The sequence below is a fragment of the Flavobacterium sp. AK-301 genome, from assembly GCF_058310215.1.
In genome coordinates, this window is sequence record NZ_JBZEES010000004.1 from 73,185 (window position 1) to 93,841 (window position 20,657).

Annotated in this window: 18 protein-coding genes and 1 tRNA gene; 10 read left to right on the plus strand and 9 right to left on the minus strand. The window is 33.3% G+C overall.

Annotated elements, in window-relative coordinates:
- Window positions 1–4 precede the first annotated feature (4 nt).
- The 4 genes from AC4FQX_RS08285 to AC4FQX_RS08300 all read left to right on the plus strand — a co-directional run bounded on the left by AC4FQX_RS08285 (window position 5) and on the right by AC4FQX_RS08300 (window position 3,988).
- Window positions 5–1,900 carry a RecQ family ATP-dependent DNA helicase gene (locus AC4FQX_RS08285; protein ID WP_491167220.1) on the plus strand — a complete coding sequence of 632 codons (1,896 nt, stop codon included), beginning with the start codon at window positions 5–7 and terminating at the stop codon, window positions 1,898–1,900.
- Window positions 1,900–2,847 carry a methionyl-tRNA formyltransferase gene (gene fmt / locus AC4FQX_RS08290; RefSeq protein ID WP_491167221.1) on the plus strand — a complete coding sequence of 316 codons (948 nt, stop codon included), beginning with the start codon at window positions 1,900–1,902 and terminating at the stop codon, window positions 2,845–2,847. Before AC4FQX_RS08285 ends, fmt begins: the two co-directional genes overlap by 1 nt.
- Before the next feature lie 184 nt (window positions 2,848–3,031).
- Window positions 3,032–3,310: an HU family DNA-binding protein gene (locus tag AC4FQX_RS08295; RefSeq protein ID WP_491167222.1), complete on the plus strand. Its 279-nt coding sequence runs from the start codon at window positions 3,032–3,034 to the stop codon at window positions 3,308–3,310.
- Window positions 3,311–3,427: 117 nt separating this feature from the next.
- Window positions 3,428–3,988: a YqgE/AlgH family protein gene (locus AC4FQX_RS08300; protein ID WP_491167223.1), complete on the plus strand. Its 561-nt coding sequence runs from the start codon at window positions 3,428–3,430 to the stop codon at window positions 3,986–3,988.
- Here AC4FQX_RS08300 and AC4FQX_RS08305 read toward each other — a convergent pair.
- Window positions 3,985–4,824, minus strand: a complete 840-nt coding sequence (locus AC4FQX_RS08305; protein ID WP_491167224.1) for an aminotransferase class IV — start codon at window positions 4,822–4,824, stop codon at window positions 3,985–3,987. The two genes, AC4FQX_RS08300 and AC4FQX_RS08305, sit on opposite strands and share 4 nt — an antisense overlap.
- Window positions 4,825–4,868: 44 nt before the next feature.
- Entirely contained in the window at window positions 4,869–5,261 is a 393-nt protein-coding gene (locus tag AC4FQX_RS08310) for an START-like domain-containing protein (RefSeq protein WP_491167225.1), read from the minus strand.
- A 155-nt stretch (window positions 5,262–5,416) separates the two neighbouring features.
- On the opposite strand from AC4FQX_RS08310, the gene AC4FQX_RS08315 reads away from it, so the two are divergent.
- The 4 genes from AC4FQX_RS08315 to metQ all read left to right on the plus strand — a co-directional run bounded on the left by AC4FQX_RS08315 (window position 5,417) and on the right by metQ (window position 8,659).
- Window positions 5,417–5,490 (plus strand) — tRNA-Met (locus AC4FQX_RS08315).
- Between the two features lie 658 nt (window positions 5,491–6,148).
- Window positions 6,149–7,177: a methionine ABC transporter ATP-binding protein MetN gene (gene metN, locus AC4FQX_RS08320; RefSeq protein ID WP_491167226.1), complete on the plus strand. Its 1,029-nt coding sequence runs from the start codon at window positions 6,149–6,151 to the stop codon at window positions 7,175–7,177.
- Window positions 7,170–7,823, plus strand: coding sequence for a methionine ABC transporter permease MetI (metI, locus tag AC4FQX_RS08325; RefSeq protein WP_491167227.1), 654 nt, complete (start codon window positions 7,170–7,172; stop codon window positions 7,821–7,823). Before metN ends, metI begins: the two co-directional genes overlap by 8 nt.
- 20 nt (window positions 7,824–7,843) lie before the next feature.
- The gene (gene metQ / locus AC4FQX_RS08330; RefSeq protein WP_491167228.1) at window positions 7,844–8,659 is read left to right on the plus strand and encodes a methionine ABC transporter substrate-binding lipoprotein MetQ; all 816 of its coding nucleotides are present in this window, start codon (window positions 7,844–7,846) and stop codon (window positions 8,657–8,659) included.
- 246 nt (window positions 8,660–8,905) lie between these two features.
- On the opposite strand, the gene hisS is transcribed toward metQ, so the two are convergent.
- Window positions 8,906–10,282, minus strand: coding sequence for a histidine--tRNA ligase (gene hisS, locus AC4FQX_RS08335; RefSeq protein ID WP_491167229.1), 1,377 nt, complete (start codon window positions 10,280–10,282; stop codon window positions 8,906–8,908).
- Window positions 10,283–10,603: 321 nt separating this feature from the next.
- Between hisS and AC4FQX_RS08340 the strand changes: the two genes are divergently transcribed.
- Entirely contained in the window at window positions 10,604–11,845 is a 1,242-nt protein-coding gene (locus tag AC4FQX_RS08340) for an ABC transporter permease (RefSeq protein ID WP_491167230.1), read from the plus strand.
- 1 nt (window position 11,846) lies between these two features.
- Here AC4FQX_RS08340 and prmC read toward each other — a convergent pair whose 3' ends face one another.
- The 4 genes from prmC to AC4FQX_RS08360 all read right to left on the minus strand — a co-directional run bounded on the left by prmC (window position 11,847) and on the right by AC4FQX_RS08360 (window position 16,888).
- Window positions 11,847–12,695, minus strand: coding sequence for a peptide chain release factor N(5)-glutamine methyltransferase (gene prmC / locus AC4FQX_RS08345; RefSeq protein WP_491167231.1), 849 nt, complete (start codon window positions 12,693–12,695; stop codon window positions 11,847–11,849).
- A gap of 209 nt (window positions 12,696–12,904) precedes the next feature.
- On the minus strand, window positions 12,905–13,615 hold the full coding sequence (locus tag AC4FQX_RS08350) for an MIP/aquaporin family protein (protein ID WP_491167232.1): 711 nt from the start codon (window positions 13,613–13,615) through the stop codon (window positions 12,905–12,907).
- A gap of 110 nt (window positions 13,616–13,725) precedes the next feature.
- Window positions 13,726–15,231 (minus strand): glycerol kinase GlpK, encoded by a 1,506-nt coding sequence (gene glpK, locus AC4FQX_RS08355; protein WP_491167233.1) that lies wholly within the window; start codon window positions 15,229–15,231, stop codon window positions 13,726–13,728.
- 58 nt (window positions 15,232–15,289) lie between these two features.
- Complete coding sequence (locus tag AC4FQX_RS08360; RefSeq protein ID WP_491167234.1) at window positions 15,290–16,888, minus strand: glycerol-3-phosphate dehydrogenase/oxidase; 1,599 nt, start codon at window positions 16,886–16,888, stop codon at window positions 15,290–15,292.
- A gap of 292 nt (window positions 16,889–17,180) precedes the next feature.
- Between AC4FQX_RS08360 and AC4FQX_RS08365 the strand changes: the two genes are divergently transcribed.
- Entirely contained in the window at window positions 17,181–17,951 is a 771-nt protein-coding gene (locus AC4FQX_RS08365; RefSeq protein WP_491167235.1) for a DeoR/GlpR family DNA-binding transcription regulator, read from the plus strand.
- A 79-nt stretch (window positions 17,952–18,030) separates the two neighbouring features.
- Here the strand turns inward: AC4FQX_RS08365 and AC4FQX_RS08370 are convergent, their stop codons facing one another.
- Both AC4FQX_RS08370 and AC4FQX_RS08375 read right to left on the minus strand, forming a co-directional pair.
- Window positions 18,031–19,365, minus strand: coding sequence for an OprO/OprP family phosphate-selective porin (locus tag AC4FQX_RS08370; protein WP_491167236.1), 1,335 nt, complete (start codon window positions 19,363–19,365; stop codon window positions 18,031–18,033).
- 24 nt (window positions 19,366–19,389) lie between these two features.
- Window positions 19,390–20,577 carry a glycerophosphodiester phosphodiesterase family protein gene (locus AC4FQX_RS08375; RefSeq protein ID WP_491167237.1) on the minus strand — a complete coding sequence of 396 codons (1,188 nt, stop codon included), beginning with the start codon at window positions 20,575–20,577 and terminating at the stop codon, window positions 19,390–19,392.
- Window positions 20,578–20,657 lie beyond the last annotated feature (80 nt).

The following is a 20,657-nucleotide window of genomic DNA, read 5'->3' on the forward strand; positions in this document are numbered from 1 at the left end:
CAATATGCAGGAAGCACTTCTAATTCTTCAAAAATACTGGAAACATGATAGCTTTAGAGCTTCTCAGGAAGCCATAATAGAATCTGTTATAGAAGGGAAAGACACTTTTGCTTTAATGCCGACCGGTGGTGGAAAATCAATCTGTTTCCAAATACCGGCTATGATGAAAGAGGGAATTTGCCTAGTAATCTCTCCTCTTATTGCTCTTATGAAAGACCAGGTTCAGAATCTTCAGGACAGAAACATAAAAGCAATTGCTCTTACGGGCGGAATTAAAACAGATGAAATAATCGATCTGCTGGATAATTGCCAATTTGGAAATTATAAATTCCTCTATCTGTCTCCTGAACGCTTGCAGTCACAATGGATTACAGAGCGAATTAAAAACCTGCCCATTAACCTTATTGCTATTGATGAAGCTCATTGTGTATCACAATGGGGACATGATTTTAGACCGGCTTATCTAAAAATTGCAGAACTCAAATCCTTTTTCCCTGAAATTCCTTTTTTAGCCTTAACTGCTTCAGCTACTCTGAGGGTTCAAAAAGATATTATTCAACAGCTAGGATTAGAAAATCCCGTTATTTTTAAGGAATCTTTTGCCAGACCGAATATCGCTTATATGGTTTTTGAGATTGAAGACAAACTCTATCATTTACAACGTATTTTAACAAAAAACCCGGAACCTTCTATCATCTATGTCCGTAACCGAAAAGCATGCCATGAAACAGCTTCTCAACTACAATCTTTAGGGTTTAAAGCTACTTTTTATCATGGAGGATTACCCACAAAGGAAAAGGATAAAAACATGCAGTCCTGGATGGATGAAGACAATCAGATTATTGTTGCTACTAATGCTTTTGGAATGGGAATAGACAAACCCAATGTAAGAACTGTAATTCACATTAATATTCCGGACAATCTGGAAAATTATTATCAGGAAGCGGGAAGAGCGGGAAGAAACGGAGTAAAATCATTTGCTGTGCTGCTAACCAGTCCTTCTGACTCCATACAGGTGAAAAATCAGTTTATTGATGTTTTACCTGATAAATTCTTTCTGAAAGAAGTTTATATAAAATTATGCAATTATTTTCAGATTGCTTATGGAGAAGGAATCAATGAACAGTTTTCTTTTAAACTAAACCATTTCTGCACTCAATACAAACTTCCTGTTCTAAAAACCTATAATGCCTTTCGTTTTTTAGACCGACAGGCTATTATTACTTTATCAGAGGAATTTTCAGAAAAAATAACAATACAGTTTATTATATCTAACAAAGAGGTTCTTCGGTATATCAGCTTAAACCCAAAGGAAGAAAATATTATCATTACAATTCTACGTACTTATCCCGGTATTTATGAAATGCCTGTTGCTATTAATTTACAATTAATAGCTAAAAAGTCCAATACTTCGGAATCTCAGATATACAATATTTTAAATCAACTAAATAAAAAAGAAATAATAGATTATCAGGCACAAAACAATGATACTCTGCTAACTTTTAATGAGATTAGGGAAGATGAGCGAACTATTAATCGTGTTTCTAAGTATTTAGAAACTCATAATGCTCTGAAAAAAGAACAATTAAATGCGATTCTCCATTATATTGAAGAAAAACATTCTTGTAAAAGCAGAATTATTCTATCTTATTTTGGAGAAACAGATACTACTGATTGTGGTATCTGTTCTTACTGTATCACAAAAGACGCACCAAAAACGGATTTAAAAATAATGGCAATGGAATTATTCCAATTAATTTCTGAAAAATCATATAGTTCAAGAGAAATACACACTATAACAAATTATGAAGAAAGAGATATTATCTTTGCTCTTCAGCTTTTACTGGATAACAATAAAATAGCAGTCAATACCAATAATCAATATTTTATCAAAAAATAATGGAATCATTACGAATTATATTTATGGGTACCCCTGATTTTGCAGTAGGGGTACTTGATACTATACTACAAAACAACTATGAGGTTGTAGGTGTAGTAACGGCAGCGGACAAACCCGCAGGAAGAGGTCAGAAAATAAAATACTCTGCTGTTAAAGAATATGCTTTAGAGAAAAAATTACCCCTTTTGCAACCGATTAATCTGAAAGATGAAAATTTTCTGAAAGAACTGAAAGCATTAAATGCAAATTTACAGGTTGTTGTTGCTTTCAGAATGCTTCCTGAGGTAGTATGGAAAATGCCGAAACTGGGAACTTTTAATCTGCATGCTTCATTACTTCCTGACTATAGAGGGGCTGCTCCTATTAACTGGGCTATTATTAATGGTGAAACTAAAACAGGTGTTACATCCTTCTTTATTGATGACAAAATCGATACGGGAGCAATGATCTTAAATAAGGAAATCAAAATCACTCCTGATGAAAATGCAGGAATGCTACATGATAAATTAATGGTTCTGGGAGGTCAAACCGTAATTGAAACTTTAGCTCTTATCAATAAGGGAGAAGTCAAAACGACAATACAAACAGATTCTGAGGATATCAAAACAGCTTATAAATTAAATAAAGATAATTGTAAAATAGACTGGACAAAGAATGCTGCTGAAATTCATAATCTAATAAGAGGACTAAGTCCTTATCCTACTGCCTGGTCTTTTTTCTATGACAAGAATCAGGAATGGAATGTAAAAATATATGAAGCCGATATAACACATGCAAATCACTCAGATACTATCGGCTCAGTTATAACTACCAAAAAAGAACTTAAAATTGCTGTTAAGGATGGTTATATCAATATCCTGAGTCTTCAATTTCCTGGTAAGAAAAAAATGAGCACTTCTGAATTATTAAACGGAATCCATCTTTCAGAAAACACTAAAGTTATCTAAAGGCTGATATATATTGGCTTTGCTGAAATTTGAAAAAAACAAGTAAGTTTATTAACAAACAACTCAAGTTATCAACAAATAAAGTAAAAACTTCTGTAACCCCTTGCATGATCAGGAAATCCGCTTAAATTTGTAGTGTTAGTAATAACGGAATGTTTAACCAAACTATAAATAACCATTTATCATGAACAAATCAGAATTAATCGATGCAATCGCTGCTGATGCAGGTATTTCTAAAGTTGCTGCAAAAAAAGCTTTAGAATCATTTTTAGGAAATGTAGAAAAAACTTTGAAATCAGGTGGTAGAGTTTCATTAGTAGGTTTCGGATCTTGGTCGGTTTCTAACAGAGCTGCAAGAGATGGTAGAAATCCACAAACTGGAAAAACTATCAAAATTGCTGCTAAAAACGTAGTAAAATTTAAAGCAGGTGCTGAATTAGAAGGTGCAGTAAACACTAAATAATTTAACCCAACAAAATACAGAAGCCTTCCTAATCAGGAGGCTTTTTTTTTGAAAAAAAACAAATTTATTTAGAATAAATCATATTATTTTTTTAATTTTAATAAAAATTACATCATTATGATATTGACAAAGCCTCAGAAAGGGAGTCTTCTCATTGCAGAGCCCTCATTAACAGGAGATTTATCATTTAACAGATCTGTAGTTTTATTAGCTGAATATAACCATGATGGTTCAGTAGGATTTATTCTTAATAAACCATTACGTTATACCGTTAAGGACTTACTTCCCGAAGTCAATGCTGAATTTAAAGTATATAACGGAGGTCCTGTTGAACAAGATAATCTCTACTTTATCCATAATATCCCTAAATTAATTCCCAACAGTATTGAGATATCGAACGGAATTTATTGGGGTGGTGATTTTGAATCTACTAAAAATCTTATTAACGAAGGTAAAATTAAAAAAAATAATATTCGCTTTTTTCTGGGATATACTGGATGGGATACACAGCAATTAGAAAATGAGTTGCACTCAAATACTTGGATCGTTTCAGAAAACATCTATAAAAACAAAATCATCTCTAAATCTCCGATTCATTTCTGGAAAGAGAAAATAATGGAATTAGGTGGCGAATATCTGATATGGTCTAATGCTCCGGAAAACCCTATGTTGAATTAGGACAAACGAATCATTGCATTTAAACGTTTTAACAGATCATGAGCTATTGTGGTCTGATATTCTTTTTTACGATATTTTGTAATGGGCTGAATCCCTTTAATAACATTAGTAATAAAAAGCTCATCTGCTTTCTGAAGATCGAATGGAGAAACCGGAGCTTCCAGAACTTCAATCGAATCTATTTTTCTTGCAAGTGCTAAAACCTGCTTTCTCATTACGCCATTAAGGCAGCCTTCTGATATTGGCGGAGTAATCAACTTATTGTTAATTAACATAAAAAGATTACCTTGTAATGCTTCTATTACATTTTTATCATCATTTAATAATAAACAATTATCCAGTCCATTTTCATCTGCAAAAATACTTCCTGTAATATTAAGCATCCTGTTTGTTGATTTAATGGTAGAAAGCAACTGTTTTGTAATATAGAAATCTTTATACAGATCGACTTCGTAGTTACCTTTTTCAATAGTATAAAGTATTTCACTTAAAGGAAGGAAAGTTATAATAAAACCGACAGTATTATCTTTTGGTAAATAAAAACCTCCTTCATTTCTGTAAACAGATATTCTTGCACGATAAGAAACCGAACCATCCGTTACAGTATGAATCAAATCTAATATCTGTTCTTCAAGATATTCCATTGTGAAATTCATAGGAATCTGCATTCGTACTATCCTCATAGAAGACATTAAACGAAAATAATGATCTTCGAGAAAAAGAATCTTATTGTCGATTATTTTAACTGTTTCAAAAACAGCGTCTCCATAAAGAAAAGCACGGTTGTTACAGAAAATATCTGTGGAGGGAATAATATCCCCATTAAAATTAATCATAAAAAAAGCCCTAAAAATGAATTTAGGGCAAATATATGAAAATTCTATACAGAACCTATAACATGTTTTAAATCTGATATCTGATTTTCCCAAAGCTGTCTGGCTTCTTGAAGCTCTCCTTCTTCAGCAAAATCGACTACTACCAAGGATACATCTTTAGTAATTTCGTCAACCAGAATCCTTAATTCAAAATAATAATCTGTATCCTGATTCTCTTCATCAATCCAACGATACTTTACCTTTTCTCCCGTTTTTTTAGATGACAATCTAGCTTTTTCTTCTGAATCATCCCAAATGAAAGTAAAAAATTCTCCACGTGAATTCACATTATCAGCAAACCATTCAGAAAGTCCGGATGGAGTAGATATATACTGAAACAATAACTGAGGAGAAGAATTCAAAGGAAACTCTATTTCGTACCTAATTTTATTATCCATAGTTGTTAAAATAATTTTTCGGAAATATATAGAATATAAAATTCAAAAAAAAGTATTTTCAAAAAAAATAAAATTTTATGCTATTGTGTTTGTAAACTATAAATTTAATTTTATATTTGCACCCGCATTGGGAGAGTTTCTCTCTTTGAAATAATGGCGAGATAGCTCAGTTGGTTAGAGCGCAGGATTCATAACCCTGAGGTCACGGGTTCAACTCCCGTTTTCGCTACAAAAAAAGAGATCCAAAATATTTTGGATCTCTTTTTTTATATTTAATTTCACCTCTCTTTTCTTACTAAAAATCTAAATAGCAAGTTTAATTTAAACACTAATATCATATTCTTATTTCATTACGTCCGGAAGAAACAAAAAACAAAGTGTTACATTATTAATTCTATTGTGAAATTATCTTCTTTTATCTCTAATATAAATCAATATAATAACAACTACAGGAATCAAAAAAACATATGGTAGTCAGGAATTCTAATAAGAAATTGCTTACAAATAAATAACCAGTCTAAAAATGATTATGAATGAGGAAAAAGAAAATAGCAGACAAAACAAATATTTTAAAAGTATATTATAATCTGAATTTTGTGGGACTTTAATCCTTGATTTTATTTTTATAAAACACAAGTCACAATTTTATTACGCTGAATAGTATATTATAGCAAATATTTTTTACTTTTGTCATCAGCTGATTCTAAAAAAGAAGTACAAAATAAAAATGAAAAAACAATTATGCAATATGAATTCAATGATAATGTGTAAAGGGATTTACGCAGTGGATTTTATTGTTTAATTAAGAATATAGAAAATTAAAGTAAAACCTCTGCATACTCTATGTGCAGAGGTTTTTTTATATTTAAAAATACGATTTTATAAAAATGATTCAATTAGAAAATGTAACCAAAACTTTTCATCAGAAAAAGAGAGCTATTACAGCGTTGGATAATGTTTCACTACATGTACCAAAAGGTAAAATTTTTGGGATAATAGGAGCATCCGGAGCCGGAAAAAGCACATTAATTCGTTGTGTAAATTTATTGGAAAAACCAACCTCTGGAAATATTATAATAGACGGGGATAATCTTGTGAAACTATCACATTCAGAACTAATCAGAGTCAGAAGACAAACAGGAATGATCTTTCAGCACTTTAATCTATTATCTTCCAGAACGGTTGCCCAAAATGTTGCTTTTCCTTTGGAATTAAGTAATACTCCTAAAGCTAAGATACAGAAAAGAGTAACAGAACTATTATCATTAGTGGGTCTAAGTGATAAAGAAAATGAATACCCAACCAGTTTATCAGGCGGACAGAAACAAAGGGTTGCTATAGCAAGAACTCTGGCAAATAGTCCGAAAGTACTTTTATGTGACGAAGCAACTTCTGCTCTAGATCCTGCAACGACACGCTCCATTCTGTCTTTACTAAAAGACATTAATCAACGTTTAGGAATAACCATTTTACTTATTACCCATGAAATGGATGTTGTAAAACAAATCTGTGATGAAGTAGCTGTTATTAGTGAAGGACGACTAATCGAAAAAGATGAGGTAAGTGCTATTTTTTCCCACCCGAAAACAGATCTAGCAAAACAATTTATAGAATCAACTATTCATCTTGAAATCCCCGATGATTACAAAGAACGTATAAACGGTTCTTCTAAACATGGAAATCCTCTTTTACAGCTAGAGTTTACCGGAAAATCTGCGGACAGTCCTGTATTATCTGAAATCGCCAAACAATTTAAAGTAGACACTAATGTTATTAGTGCACAAATGGACTATGTAGGAGGAGTGAAGTTTGGATTTATGCTAACGGAACTTTCCGGAGAAAAAGAAAACAGAGATAAAGCAATTGCTTTATTTAAAGAAAAGAATATTAAAGTAAAAATACTAGGTTATGTCTGAAGCAATGATCTCATTAATAATTAAAGGAATAGGTGAAACTCTTATTATGACTTTTATCTCCTGTCTTTTTGGATTTATTTTAGGGCTACCTGTTGGCATTTTATTATTCACTACTAAGACAGGTCAAATTTTAGAGAATAAAGTTATAAACTCAATTCTGTCTTTCTTTGTAAATATTTTCAGAGCGATTCCTTTTATTATACTTATAGTCTGGATTATCCCGTTCACAAGACTTTTAGTAGGTACATCAATTGGTGTAGAAGCTGCTCTAGTCCCTCTAAGTATAGGCGCTGCTCCGTTTATCGCCAGAATGATAGAGAACAGCTTATCAGAAGTCCCTTATGGTCTTATTGAAGCAGCAAGAGCAATGGGTGCCAGACCATTACAAATTATAACAAAAGTACTGCTACCTGAAGCCCTACCCGGAATTATAAACTGTGTAACAATAACACTTATCACTTTAGTGGGTTATTCTGCTATGGGTGGAGTTGTTGGAGCCGGAGGATTAGGTAAAATCGGTTATGATGAAGGCTTCGTAAATTATAATTTTGCAGTTATGAATACTGTTTTAATATTACTTATAATTATTGTATTCATTATACAATTTATAGGAGATTACGTCTCAAAAAAAGTTAACCATAGATAAAACTATATAAATAATTAATTATGAAAAAATTTAAAAATACAGGAAAATTAGTTGCTCTTACACTACTGTTTGGTCTACTAAGCTGCGGTGGTAATTCTAAAAAAGAAGATCCTAATTATATCAAAGTAGGTGTTATATCAGGACCGGAAACAAATGTAGCAGAGGTAGCAAAAAAAGTTGCAAAAGAAAAATATAATCTGGAAGTGGAATTAGTGACTTTCAGTGACTATATAATTCCTAATGAAGCATTGAATCATGAGGATATAGATGTAAATGTATTTCAGACTCAGCCTTTCTTAGAAGGTCAATCTTCACAAAGAGGATATAAATTCGCTACTGTAGGAAAAACTTTTATCTTCCCAATAGCAGCTTACTCTAAACAATTAAAAACAATAGAAGATTTAAAAGAAGGAAGCAGTGTGACTATTCCAAATGACCCAACCAATGGCGGAAGAGCTTTATTATTACTTGAAAAACAAGGACTACTAAAACTAAAAGAGGGCGTTGGGATTTTTCCAAGAATAACAGATATTATTGAAAATCCTAAAAAATTAAAGATCGTGGAGCTGGAATCACGTCTTCTTCCCGGATCATTAGATGACCAGACTGTTGCCCTTTCAGTAATTAATAATACTTACTCTGTAGGCGCAGGTTACACATTAGACAAAGCAATCTTTGTTGAAGATAAGGACTCTCCTTATGTGAATATTATTGTAACGAAAGAAGAACATAAAAATGACGATAAAATTCAACGATTTGTAAAATCATACCAATCAGAAGAAGTAAATGAAGTTGCCAATAAAGAATTTAAAGGTGGTGCAATCAAAGGATGGTAATGTCTAATCAGATAAAAGAATCAAGAGTCAAGAAGAAAGAATTTGAAGATTTGGAAATTCGGATAATTTGAAAATGATATAATTCTGTAATCACTAAATATTTTTCAATACAAAAAGCCCTCTGAAAAGTTTTTCAGAGGGCTTTACTTTTAGTAAGTAATACTAATATATTAAATTTTACAGAATTTGTAACTATTTTATTTTCAGTCTTTCTTCTTGACTCTTTCTTCTCGACTGTAAAAGCGTTTACAATCCTTCGCTTAATGCTTCCTGTAAGCCTCCGAAATCAACTGTTATCTGCTCTCCTGAGCTTAAGTTTTTAATCTTATAATTATTCTGATTCATTTCTTCTTCACCAACAATTACAGCAAAAGGAATCCCTCTTTTATCTGCATGCTGAAACTGTTTGTTTATTTTCGAACTATCCGGATACATTTCTACATTAATTCCAACCTGTCTCAGTTTTTTAATTGCCTGCATACTATACAGAGCCTCCTTATCTCCAAAATTCAGAAATAATGCTTTAGAAGTTGCTGTAACTGTTTCCGGAAATAAATTCAGTTCCTCAAGAACAAGATAGATACGGTCTAATCCAAATGAAATCCCAACGCCACTAACATTTTTTAAACCAAAAATACCGGTCAGATCATCATAACGACCTCCTCCTCCTATTGATCCCAAACTAACTTCTTTTGGTGGTGCAATTTCCAAAATAGCGCCTGTATAATAATTCAGCCCTCTAGCTAAAGTCACATCCAAATCTAAAATAGATGTTCCCAAACCAAGAATATTAATATTCTGACATATAAACTGTAATTCGGTTACCCCTTCCATTCCTTCTTCTGAAGAAGATAAAAGCAGAGAAAGTTTCTCTAATTTTTCTGTAGTTGTTCCTGTAAAATTAAAAAGAGGCTGAATTTTAGTAATCGCTTCCGAAGATATCCCTTTTTCAATCATTTCTTTTTTCACGCCTTCTTCTCCTATTTTATCCAGCTTATCTAAAGCAACTGTAAAATCAATCAGCTTATCTTTTGCACCGATTACCTCAGCAATTCCGGATAAAATTTTTCTGTTATTGAGTTTAATAGTTACCCCTTCCAAACCTAAAGTAGTAAAAACAGCATCATATAATTGTACTAATTCTACTTCCTGCCATAAAGAAACTGAACCAACAACATCTGCATCACATTGATAAAACTCTCTGAAACGTCCTTTTTGTGGTTTATCAGCACGCCAAACCGGTTGTACCTGATATCGCTTAAACGGAAATACAATCTCATTCTGATGTTGTACTACATATCTGGCAAAAGGAACTGTCAAATCATAACGCAATGCTTTTTCTGAAATAAACGAAGTCAGTTTATTACTTTCTTTATTCTGTAATACTGCATCATCTGCTTTACTAAGATAGTCTCCGGAATTCAAAATCTTAAAAATCAATCGGTCTCCTTCTTCTCCATATTTACCCATCAACGTTTCTGAATTCTCAAATGATGGTGTTTCAATAGGCTGAAAACCATACCTTTCAAAATTATCTTTTATAATCTGAACAATATACTGACGTTTTGCTACTTCTATCGGTGAAAAATCTCTTGTGCCTTTTGGAATACTTGGTTTTGCCATTTTTCTATAATTCTATGTGTAATTACAAATATCATATTTTTTGAGCAGTAATAAAAATGATTATTCGACTTTAAATTTAGAAACAAGAACAAAGAAACAAATAAAGTCCCTGCTTCGCAAAATCTCTGATTTTGTGAAAATGTCGGTCAGTCTCTGACTGACGTTATAAATATCTATTATCAGTATTTACAAAGGTCAGGAGACCTTTTAACACTCTTACAAAGTCGGAAGCTTTGCAGAGCTTCGAACAATCGAATAATCTAAAAATCCAACAATCGGAATAAAAAAATAATTGTACTTTAGAGCCATAAAATAGGATTTATGTTTAAATTATTTAAAGAAAATACCCGAATTGCTCTTGGTTCTATCAAAAGTCAGTTATTAAGAACCATTTTAACGGTACTAATTATTGGAATAGGAATTACAGCTCTGGTAGGTATCTTAACTGTTGTTGCGGCACTTGAACATACTCTTTCTTCTGATTTTGCTTCTATGGGAGCCAATACTTTCAATATCAATCAATATGAACTTACTACACAAACTCATGGCGGAAATGAAAGAGAAATAGTGAATCCTGTCATTACTTATCCTGAAACGAAAGATTTTAAAGAAAATTACATCTATCCTTTTACTACTACTTCTGTTTCTTTTACAGCAACATCAAAAGCAGAGGTAAAGTATGAAGCAGAAAAAACGGATCCTGAAATATCCATTGTTGGTGTTGATGAGTATTTTTTACCTAATTCCGGTCTGGAAACTGTAAAAGGACGAAACTTCAATAATTTTGATATTAGCAACAACAACTATGTCTGTATAGTGGGTTCTGATTTTGAAAAAGGACTGTTGAAAAATATAAATCCTATTGATAAAACAATTTCTATTCGCGGTGCCCGATTTAAAGTTATTGGTGTACTAAAAGAGAAAGGTTCTACTTTTGGAAATAGTGAAGACCTAAGGGTATTGATTCCTATTCAGGTAGCCCGTTCTTTATTTTCTGCTCCAAAAATAAATTATACCGTAAGTGTAATGGTTGATAAAAAGGAACTATTGAATGAAGCAATAGATCACGCAACAATCACTATGAGAAAGGTTAGAAAATTAAATCCTATTGAAGATAATAATTTTGGAATTGTCAGAAGTGATGATCTGATTAATCGTATCTTATCTATTACCAGTTATCTAAATATTGCGGCTTGGGTAATTGGTGTTATTACTATTTTTGGCTCTTCTATTGCTTTAATGAACATCATGATTGTCTCTGTTACGGAACGCACACGTGAAATTGGAGTCAGAAAAGCACTGGGAGCAAAAAGAATTACAATCGCTTCACAATTCTTTACAGAAACAATCATTATAGGTCAGTTGGGAGGAATCGTCGGTATTATATTAGGAATTCTAATCGGTCTACTTATATCTATTGTTCTGAACTTCAGCTTTATTATTCCATGGATAGCTATTTTCGCTGCAATAGCTACAACTTTTTTAGTGGCAATATTTTCAGGTCTATACCCTGCAATCAAAGCTGCTTATTTAGATCCTATTGAGGCTTTAAGATATGAATAATCTATTTTGAATATTCTCCTTTCAACATTCTGTCATTATCATAAATATCTTTACGTAACTGAATATTTTGAAAGTTTTTATCTGACAGTAAATTGATCATTTCCTGTCCCAGATACTGATTGATCTCAAAATATAAAATTCCTTTCGGATCAAAATTAGTCTGTGCTAGTTCTGTTATTTTTTTGTAAAAAATCAAAGGGTTTTCATCTGTTACAAATAACGCAAGATGGGGTTCATTCTCAAGCACATTATTTCGGATTTCCTGTTTTTCTAAATCTCTGACATATGGCGGATTGGAAACAATCACATCAAATTTTTGAGGGAGATCCTTTACTTCTAATATATTTTTCTGAATAAAAGTGACTTCTACAGCATTAGATAAAGCATTTTTCCTGGCTATTTTTAAAGCTTCTCCAGACACATCTATTGCATATACTTTTGCTTTTGGTAAAAACTTTGCAAGAGTAATTGCAATACAACCACTTCCTGTCCCTATATCAAGAATATTAATTTCTTTATATTCATTATCTGTAATGATCCATTCTACCAGTTCTTCTGTTTCCTGTCTTGGGATCAGCACATTGCTATTGACTTCAAAATCTAAACCATAAAAGGAAGTTTTCCCTAACAAATACTGAATGGGTTGCTCTTGTTTCAACTCTTCAAGAAAAAAAGACCATTTCTTCACCTCTTCTGATGTAAAAACGGCTTCATGCTGTAAAGCCAGATCAATACGCTTCATATTTCTTAACTCTTCCAAAATGAGATAAAAAAAACTTTCAGCTTCATCAACTCCATATAAAGAAGTTAACTGCTTAATAAAATGGGCTCTGTATTCTTTAATCAGCATTATAGAAAAATTTAGATACAAAGTTAAGTAAAACCTGTAAACTAAATAATGAATCTGATAATTGAAAAATTATAGATTAATATAAATTAATACTGTAGCAACTGAATACTCAAGTCTGAAAAACAAACAAAAAACAAAACATTCAACAACAAAACAGACTTTGTCAGTACATTCAAATTGCTACATTAATAAATCATTGCATTGTTATATTAATGCAGACATTCAAATACGATTACGGCTAATAATGCACCTATTACAGGACCTACAACGGGAATCCATGCATAACTCCAGTTAGAATTTGATTTTCCTTTCATTGGTAATACTGTATGCATGATACGTGGTCCCAAATCTCTTGCCGGATTAATTGCATAGCCAGTTGTTCCTCCTAATGATAATCCTATAGCAAATACTGTTATTGCTACCGTTAAAGGTCCTAAAGAAGCCAAACCGGCATTACCGTCTGTACCAGCCCATAACACAACAGAAACTAAAACAAATGCCCCTATTAATTCACTAAAAATATTTCTAAAAATATTCGGAATTGCCGGACTTGTAGCAAAAGTAGCTAACTGTCCACCCGGATTATCAGACGAAGCGTCATAATGATCCTTATACATAATCCATACTATTGTAGTACCTAACATTGCTCCTGTTATTTGAGCCAAAATATAACTAGGAACTAGATTCCAGGATAAACTCTCATGATAAGCCATTGCTAATGTTATTACCGGATTAAGATGTGCTCCACTAGGCTGTGCTATAACAACTGCACAGAAAACGGCAAAAGCCCATCCTGTTGCAATAGCTATAATACCTCCATTATTACCGTATGTTTTATTCAGGATAACATTTGCTACTACTCCATTCCCTAATAGAATCATAACCGCTGTTCCTATAAATTCTGACAAAAATACATTCATAGTTTATTCACATTTTATTTCATTAATAATCAAATCATTTCAGCTGAAAAGCTTTCAGATTTTACACTATTCACTTCGCCGAACAAAAATAATATCCAACCATTGCGAATCTAGTCTTCAATCCAATTTTTAGAACGATCAACGGCTTTTTTCCAGTAAGCCAACATCTTTTTACCTTCCTCTTCGTCCATTTCCGGTTTAAATATTCTGTCTATTGTCCATTGTTTCTTGATCTCCTCAATATCTTTCCAGAACCCTACTGCTAATCCGGCAAGATAAGCTGCTCCGATAGCGGTAGTCTCCATTGTTTTAGGACGAACTACATTACTACCGAAAATATCTGCCTGAAACTGCATCAGATGATTATTTGCTACTGCCCCTCCATCTACTCTGAGTTCTGTTGATTTTTTACCGGCATCAGATTCCATTGCTAATAACAGTTCAAGTACCTGAAAAGAAATCCCTTCCAGAGCTGCTCTGGCAATATGTGCTGATGTTGTACCTCTTGTAATTCCAAATATGGCTCCTCTGGCATACTGATCCCAGTAAGGCGCTCCAAGACCGGTTAATGCAGGTACAAAATATACTCCTCCATTATCACTTACACTGGTTGCCAGTGTTTCGCTTTCACTACTTGTCCTGATAATTTTTAATCCGTCTCTCAGCCATTGTACTACTGCTCCTCCTACAAAAACACTACCTTCTAAAGCATATGTTGTTTCTCCGTTAATTTTCCAGGCAACTGTAGTAAGTAAATTATTTTTTGACAGAACGGGTTTTTTACCTGTATTCATCAGCATAAAACATCCTGTGCCATAAGTATTTTTTGTCATTCCTTCTTCTACGCACATCTGCCCGAATAAAGCAGCCTGCTGATCTCCGGCAATACCGGCAATGGGAATTTTTGTGGAAAATAAAGTTGTAGCTGCATCTCCGTATACTTCACTACTTTGTCTTACCTCAGGCAACATATTTTTGGGAATATTCATAAGCTCCATTAACTCTTTATCCCATTCCATAGTATTAATATTAAAGAGCATTGTTCTGCTGGCATTGGAAACATCTGTAATATGCATTTTACCTCGTGTCAATTTCCATACCAGCCAGCTGTCTACCGTTCCAAAACATAATTTTCCTTTTTCTGCTCTTTCTCTTACTCCGTCTACATTATCAAGAATCCACTTTAGTTTGGTTGCAGAAAAATAAGCATCGATAACTAATCCTGTTTTTTCATGAATCTTACCTTCCCATCCTTTCGCTTTTAATTCGTCACAATATCTGGAAGTACGCCGATCCTGCCAGACAATGGCATTGTAAACGGGAATACCTGTTTCTTTATCCCATACAATAGTTGTTTCTCTCTGATTGGTAATTCCGATTGCTGCAATATCCAGCCCTGTAAGATTTGATTTTGCAATAACTTCAGCGACTACTGAAGATTGTGAATACCAAATTTCGGAAGCATCGTGTTCTACCCAACCCGGTTTTGGGAAAATCTGTTCAAAACTACGTTGTGAAACGGCTACTATTTCACCGCCATGATTAAAAATGATTGCGCGGGAACTGGTTGTTCCCTGATCTAATGCTAATATATATTTCTTCTTGTTATCAGCCATATTCTAGTCTTTTATAATTGTGTTTAAGATACGGATAACAGTATCTCTTCTGTATTTATTAAAGGATATATCCTTTTGCTAAAGTCGTAAATTCTGTTACCTGATCTTCAATCCAGTTCTGATCTTTGTTCAATAGTTCTGCCATAATCTGAGCTACTACAGGTGCTGCTTTAACGGCTGCATTTGCATCAAGGAACAACATTCTGCATCGTCTTGCCAACACATCATCTACAGTACGAGCAAATTCATGTTGTACTGCCCAAACGACTTCTGCTTTGGTATAATCATATTCCTGTACCAGTTTCTCAGTTAGCTCCAATCTCTCTTTCATAAATTGTTCTATTGCTTCTCTGTCGGAACCGTAAACATATAAACGATCTTCTTTTATAAAAGGTTGGCCCGGATCTTGCGCTGTTTTAGCAGAAACTGCTTCTTTAGGAGCACCATGAATCTTTAAATGTTCTGTAACGCATTCTTTAAATGGTAATCCGACAGTAGCAACTGCTTTATTTACAGTATCCTCTGCCATTCTTCTGTAAGTAGTCCATTTCCCCCCTGTAATAGTCACTAAACCAGTAGAAGATACAATTATTTTATGATTTCGTGAAATTTCTTTTGTTTTTTTACCTTCTCCTTTTGGTGCTGCTAATGGTCTTAGTCCTACAAATACTGACAACACATCTTTACGGGTAGGTTTTTTATCCAGATAACGTCCGGCTGTATTTAATATAAATTCAATCTCCTGTTCTAAAGCATGAGGTTCTAATTCCGGATGATCTCTCAATGTATCTGTTGTTCCTACTAACGTTTTATTGTGCCATGGCACTGCAAAAAGCACGCGTCCATCATCTGTTTTCGGAATCATCAGAGCATTGGTTGAGGGTAAAAACGATTTATCCAGCATAAGGTGTATCCCCTGACTTGGTCGAACCATTTTCCCTGCTTTCGGATTATCCATTTTAATGATATCATCCACAAATACTCCTGTAGCATTGATAACTACTTTACCTTTTATCTGATAGGATAACCCTGTTTCAATATCTTTTATTTCTACCCCATTAATTTTGCCGAAAGCATCTTTATGTATATTTTCTACTTTGGTATAATTAAGGATCACGGCTTCTTTTTCCATAGCGGTCTGTGCAATATTTACTGCCAGTCTGGAATCATCAAATTGACCGTCATGATATAAAACCCCTCCTTTTAATCCTTCTTCTTTTATGGTAGGTAAATATTCTTTTACTTTCTTTTTATTAAGATATTTTGATGCTCCTAAGCTTAATCTTCCTGCCAACAGATCGTATAAGGTAAGTCCAACGGTATAGAGTACATTATCAAACCAGGTATAATTGGGAATAATAAAAGACATATTCTTTGTTAGATGAGGTGCATTTTTCAGTAACAAACCTCTTTCTTTCAACGCTTCACGAACAAGAGAAATATTTCCCTGTTCTAAGTATCTCACTCCGCCATGCACTAATTTAGTACTACGACTTGAGGTTGCTTTTGCCAAATCGGACTGCTCAAATAATACTGTTTTATATCCTCTTGAAGCAGCATCTAAAGCAACTCCCAATCCTGTAGCTCCTCCTCCAATAATCACAAAATCCCAAATCTCTTCCTTACTTATCCTTTCGATACTATGTTCTCTATTCATAACAATATGGTATTTATACTTAATTTATCTTTATTTGATAACAAAGCTAAATATTTTTTTTATTAAATACTATTTTTTTGTTTCTTTTTGTTTCTTTTTAATTGCTTTTGATTTCGATATAGTTGTTTTCATTTTAATACAAAATTTTTTCAATCCTAAAAAATACTTCTTTAAAATCAATTATTTAAATATAAAATAGTTTTATTCAAAATTTAAACACACCTTATTTTTCATATTAGACACTCCTTATTTACTATCTTTGCATTAATAAGTCATTTCTAAATAAAGCAAAATGAAATCATTTTCAATAAATAAACGTCATGCTTACATTCTTAAACGTCTTGAAGAGGAAGAAGAAATACGTGTTATTGATCTTAGTAATGAACTGGAAGTTTCATCTGTAACGATTCGAAAGGATCTGAAACTTCTTGAAGACAAAAAGCTTCTTTTTCGAACGCACGGAAATGTTTCTAAAACAAATCCTTATACGCAGGATATACATGTTTATCAGAAGGAAACTATAAATGTTGCTCAGAAACTTCGAATTGCTCAGAAAGCGGCAAGTCTGGTCAGTCCTAATGATGCTATTATTATGGCTTCGGGAACAACTCTTCTTTATATGGCACAGGCAATAGAAGCACAGGAGCAACTTACTGTACTTACTTCTGCACTGAATGTAGCTATGGCTCTTATAGAAAAACCAATGATCGATGTTATACAGCTTGGAGGGATTGTCAGAAAAACATCTACTTCTGTAAACGGTCCATTCACGCAACATATGCTTTCTCAGTTTGCCTGTAGTCAGCTTTTTTTAGGAGTTGATGGTATTGATGTACAATATGGCTGTACCACAAGTAATCTTATGGAAGCAAATGTAAATCAACTAATGATTGCCGCAGCTCAACGTACTGTTGTATTAGCCGATTCTTCTAAATTCGGACGAAAAGGATTTGGTCGCATTTGTTCTTTTGACGCAGTAGATCAGATCATAACAGATAATATGGTCAATGAAAAAACGGTAAAAACACTTGAAGATATGGGGGTTGAAGTACTTATTGTCTGAATACTATACAGTATAGGCAAAAAAGAGACTCTTAACAAACATTGATATTACTCATGTGTCCTTTCTTTAGAACGAACTCTTAAAAACTTATCTGTAATTTACATTGCAATATATGTAAATATTTATCTTCAAAATTTAGATTATCAAGATGTTGATAGCCATAATTAACCATGAATCGAGCATATTTATTAAAGTAATAATTCATTCCAAAAGTATATGAATTTACTCGTCCTCCAGCCATACTATAGTTAAAATTTGGAGGGTCAATCCCTACTCCTTTGTCGGGATCATAAAACTTACCATTGTACCAAATTCCATCAATATCATTTAAGTCAGTATAGTTATAACGAGCAATTATTTCAATAGCTCCCTTTTCTCTACAGGGTCTGTTTATAGCCTGAAATCGGTCATAGTTATATTTTCCACCCCTAATCAAATAGCCTACTTGTAAATAAACCCCTTTGAACGATAAATCCCGAAGATCTTTTCCATACCATCTCTCCCATGCTTCAATAGTAGGAAAACTCCACATCCCTCCTAGTTGGTTCTCAAATAGTTTCTGATTATCTCTTTTTCTAGTAACTTTAGCAGATGTAAATTCAGATTGTACAAAGAATTTACCGGTAACCAATAATACTTCTGTATTGAATCGTAACTCATCTTTTGCATGTTCAATTTTAGCATCAATAATCTTTGTTTTATCAACAGTAGTTTCTGCATTTGACGAATACCGAATAATTCTGTTATAATCATCATCTCCTTCATCAAATCCATTTGGGTCTGAAGTACGATACGACACTCCTCCTCCGATATGAAAAATCATTCCAACTATTTGAGGATTAAAAATAAATCTCCCACTCACTCCCCATGAATCATCTCCTTCTTTCTTTTGATTTATATTCCCTCCAAAAACACCAGCTTCACTCCAAAAATTATTATTATAAATACGATATGAAATTCCAATTCTACGATCTAAAGTCAGGGCATTAACTGTTGCTGCCGGTCCAATCAGAAAACGATCAACGGTACTGGCTGTTCGCTCCATTGAAAAAGGAGCTATATAATGACCAACTCTCAGCGATGCATTTTGAACCATATTCCAACGAACAAAAATATCTCTAAAAACCATATTGCTAAAAGCAAAATCTAAATCCAGCTTAACATCTATATCTTTACTAAAAGATGTAAATACACCTAAACGTGCTTCTCCTATTTGAGCACCTGAACTCATATCCATTTTATCATTAATGTAATGAACCCCCTCAAAAGATACCCGCCCTCCTACTTTAATGACTATATCCTGATCTTCTATATTATACTTTATTACGCTTGTCTCACTATCAGAATCATTCTGAGCAAATAAACTTCCAAAACCTAAAAATGAAACAATTATTATTAAACTTGTTTTTTTCATAATATTATATTAAATGGAATGAACTTATTTTGTATACCCTAACTCCTCTAAGATTTCTTCGGGATGTTTATCATTTCCCGAAATGTTATTCGGTCTTACTTTTTGAGTTTTATAAAAATCAATTGTTATTTCCGATCTATTGGTAAACATAGCATCAGTCAATGGTTTGTTTTTAACTTCACCCTTTTCAGTTCCAAAATATAAACCATAATATTTCTCCATTTGTACGCGAGAATCAAACGAATAAGCGTGTACTTTTAACTTTGCTCTGTGAGCCATTTTGGCCTGCCATAATAATAATAGATCTGAATAATTATTTGGAGCACCCGCTATAGACGGACCGATATAATGCGTATGGTGATCAACGGCAAAATTAATCGCGGCGGCATATTCTAACGGAGCACCTACTTTTAGAAACTCAGAATGAGCCCACAACAGGTAACAAACCGGAATTTTACCTTGAAAGTTTTTTTCGATTTCAAGTAAGCTATTTGAAGAAAAAGTTTGTAATACAACCCGACCATTTGTATTTCCGGTATTTACTTTTCCGTTTTTAAAATACTCCGTATCTGTTTGTGGATTTGTAATACTATTCCAACCTAAGCGATCAAGTTCCTTATAAATATCTTTTTCTACTCCGGGAAACATCCATGGTTCTTTTGTTTCAATATATACCCCCGGACGATTACCATTATCTGCAGGATCAGGTTCATAATAAAATGTATATTGTCCGGTAGTTGCATCTCTGGTATATTTTCGGGTTCCGTCAACATTTCGGGCAAGTCGTTTTCCTTCTGCTATCCTAATTACATCTTCTAGTGTAGAAATATATTGTCCGGAAAATGAAGATCTGGCTTGATTTGGAGAAGCGTGATTAAACCAAGAACCTGCATCCAATTTCATAATCTCCTCAAATGTAAGGTCATATACATAAAAATCTTGTTTGATAGGAAATACATTCCCAATATTAGATGTTCGTTGAAGATTATCATCGTGTAATGCCAGCAACACTCCGTCTTTTGTTCTTTGTATATCAATTTCAAGATAGTCTGCCCCTATTTGACGTGCCCATCTGAAAGCTGCTTCAGTTTCTTCCGGTGCCCAATAGGTAGAGCCACGATGTGCAATAACAGCATTCTGATAAACATAATCTCTTACTTTCTCCATTTCAGAATTCAATGTTCTTACTTTTATTTCTTTAGCTATATTCATATCTGATCTATCTGATTGGTCCCTGTGACATGAATAAAATCCAAAAACAAGAATGGATAAATAAAAAAACTCCTTTTTAA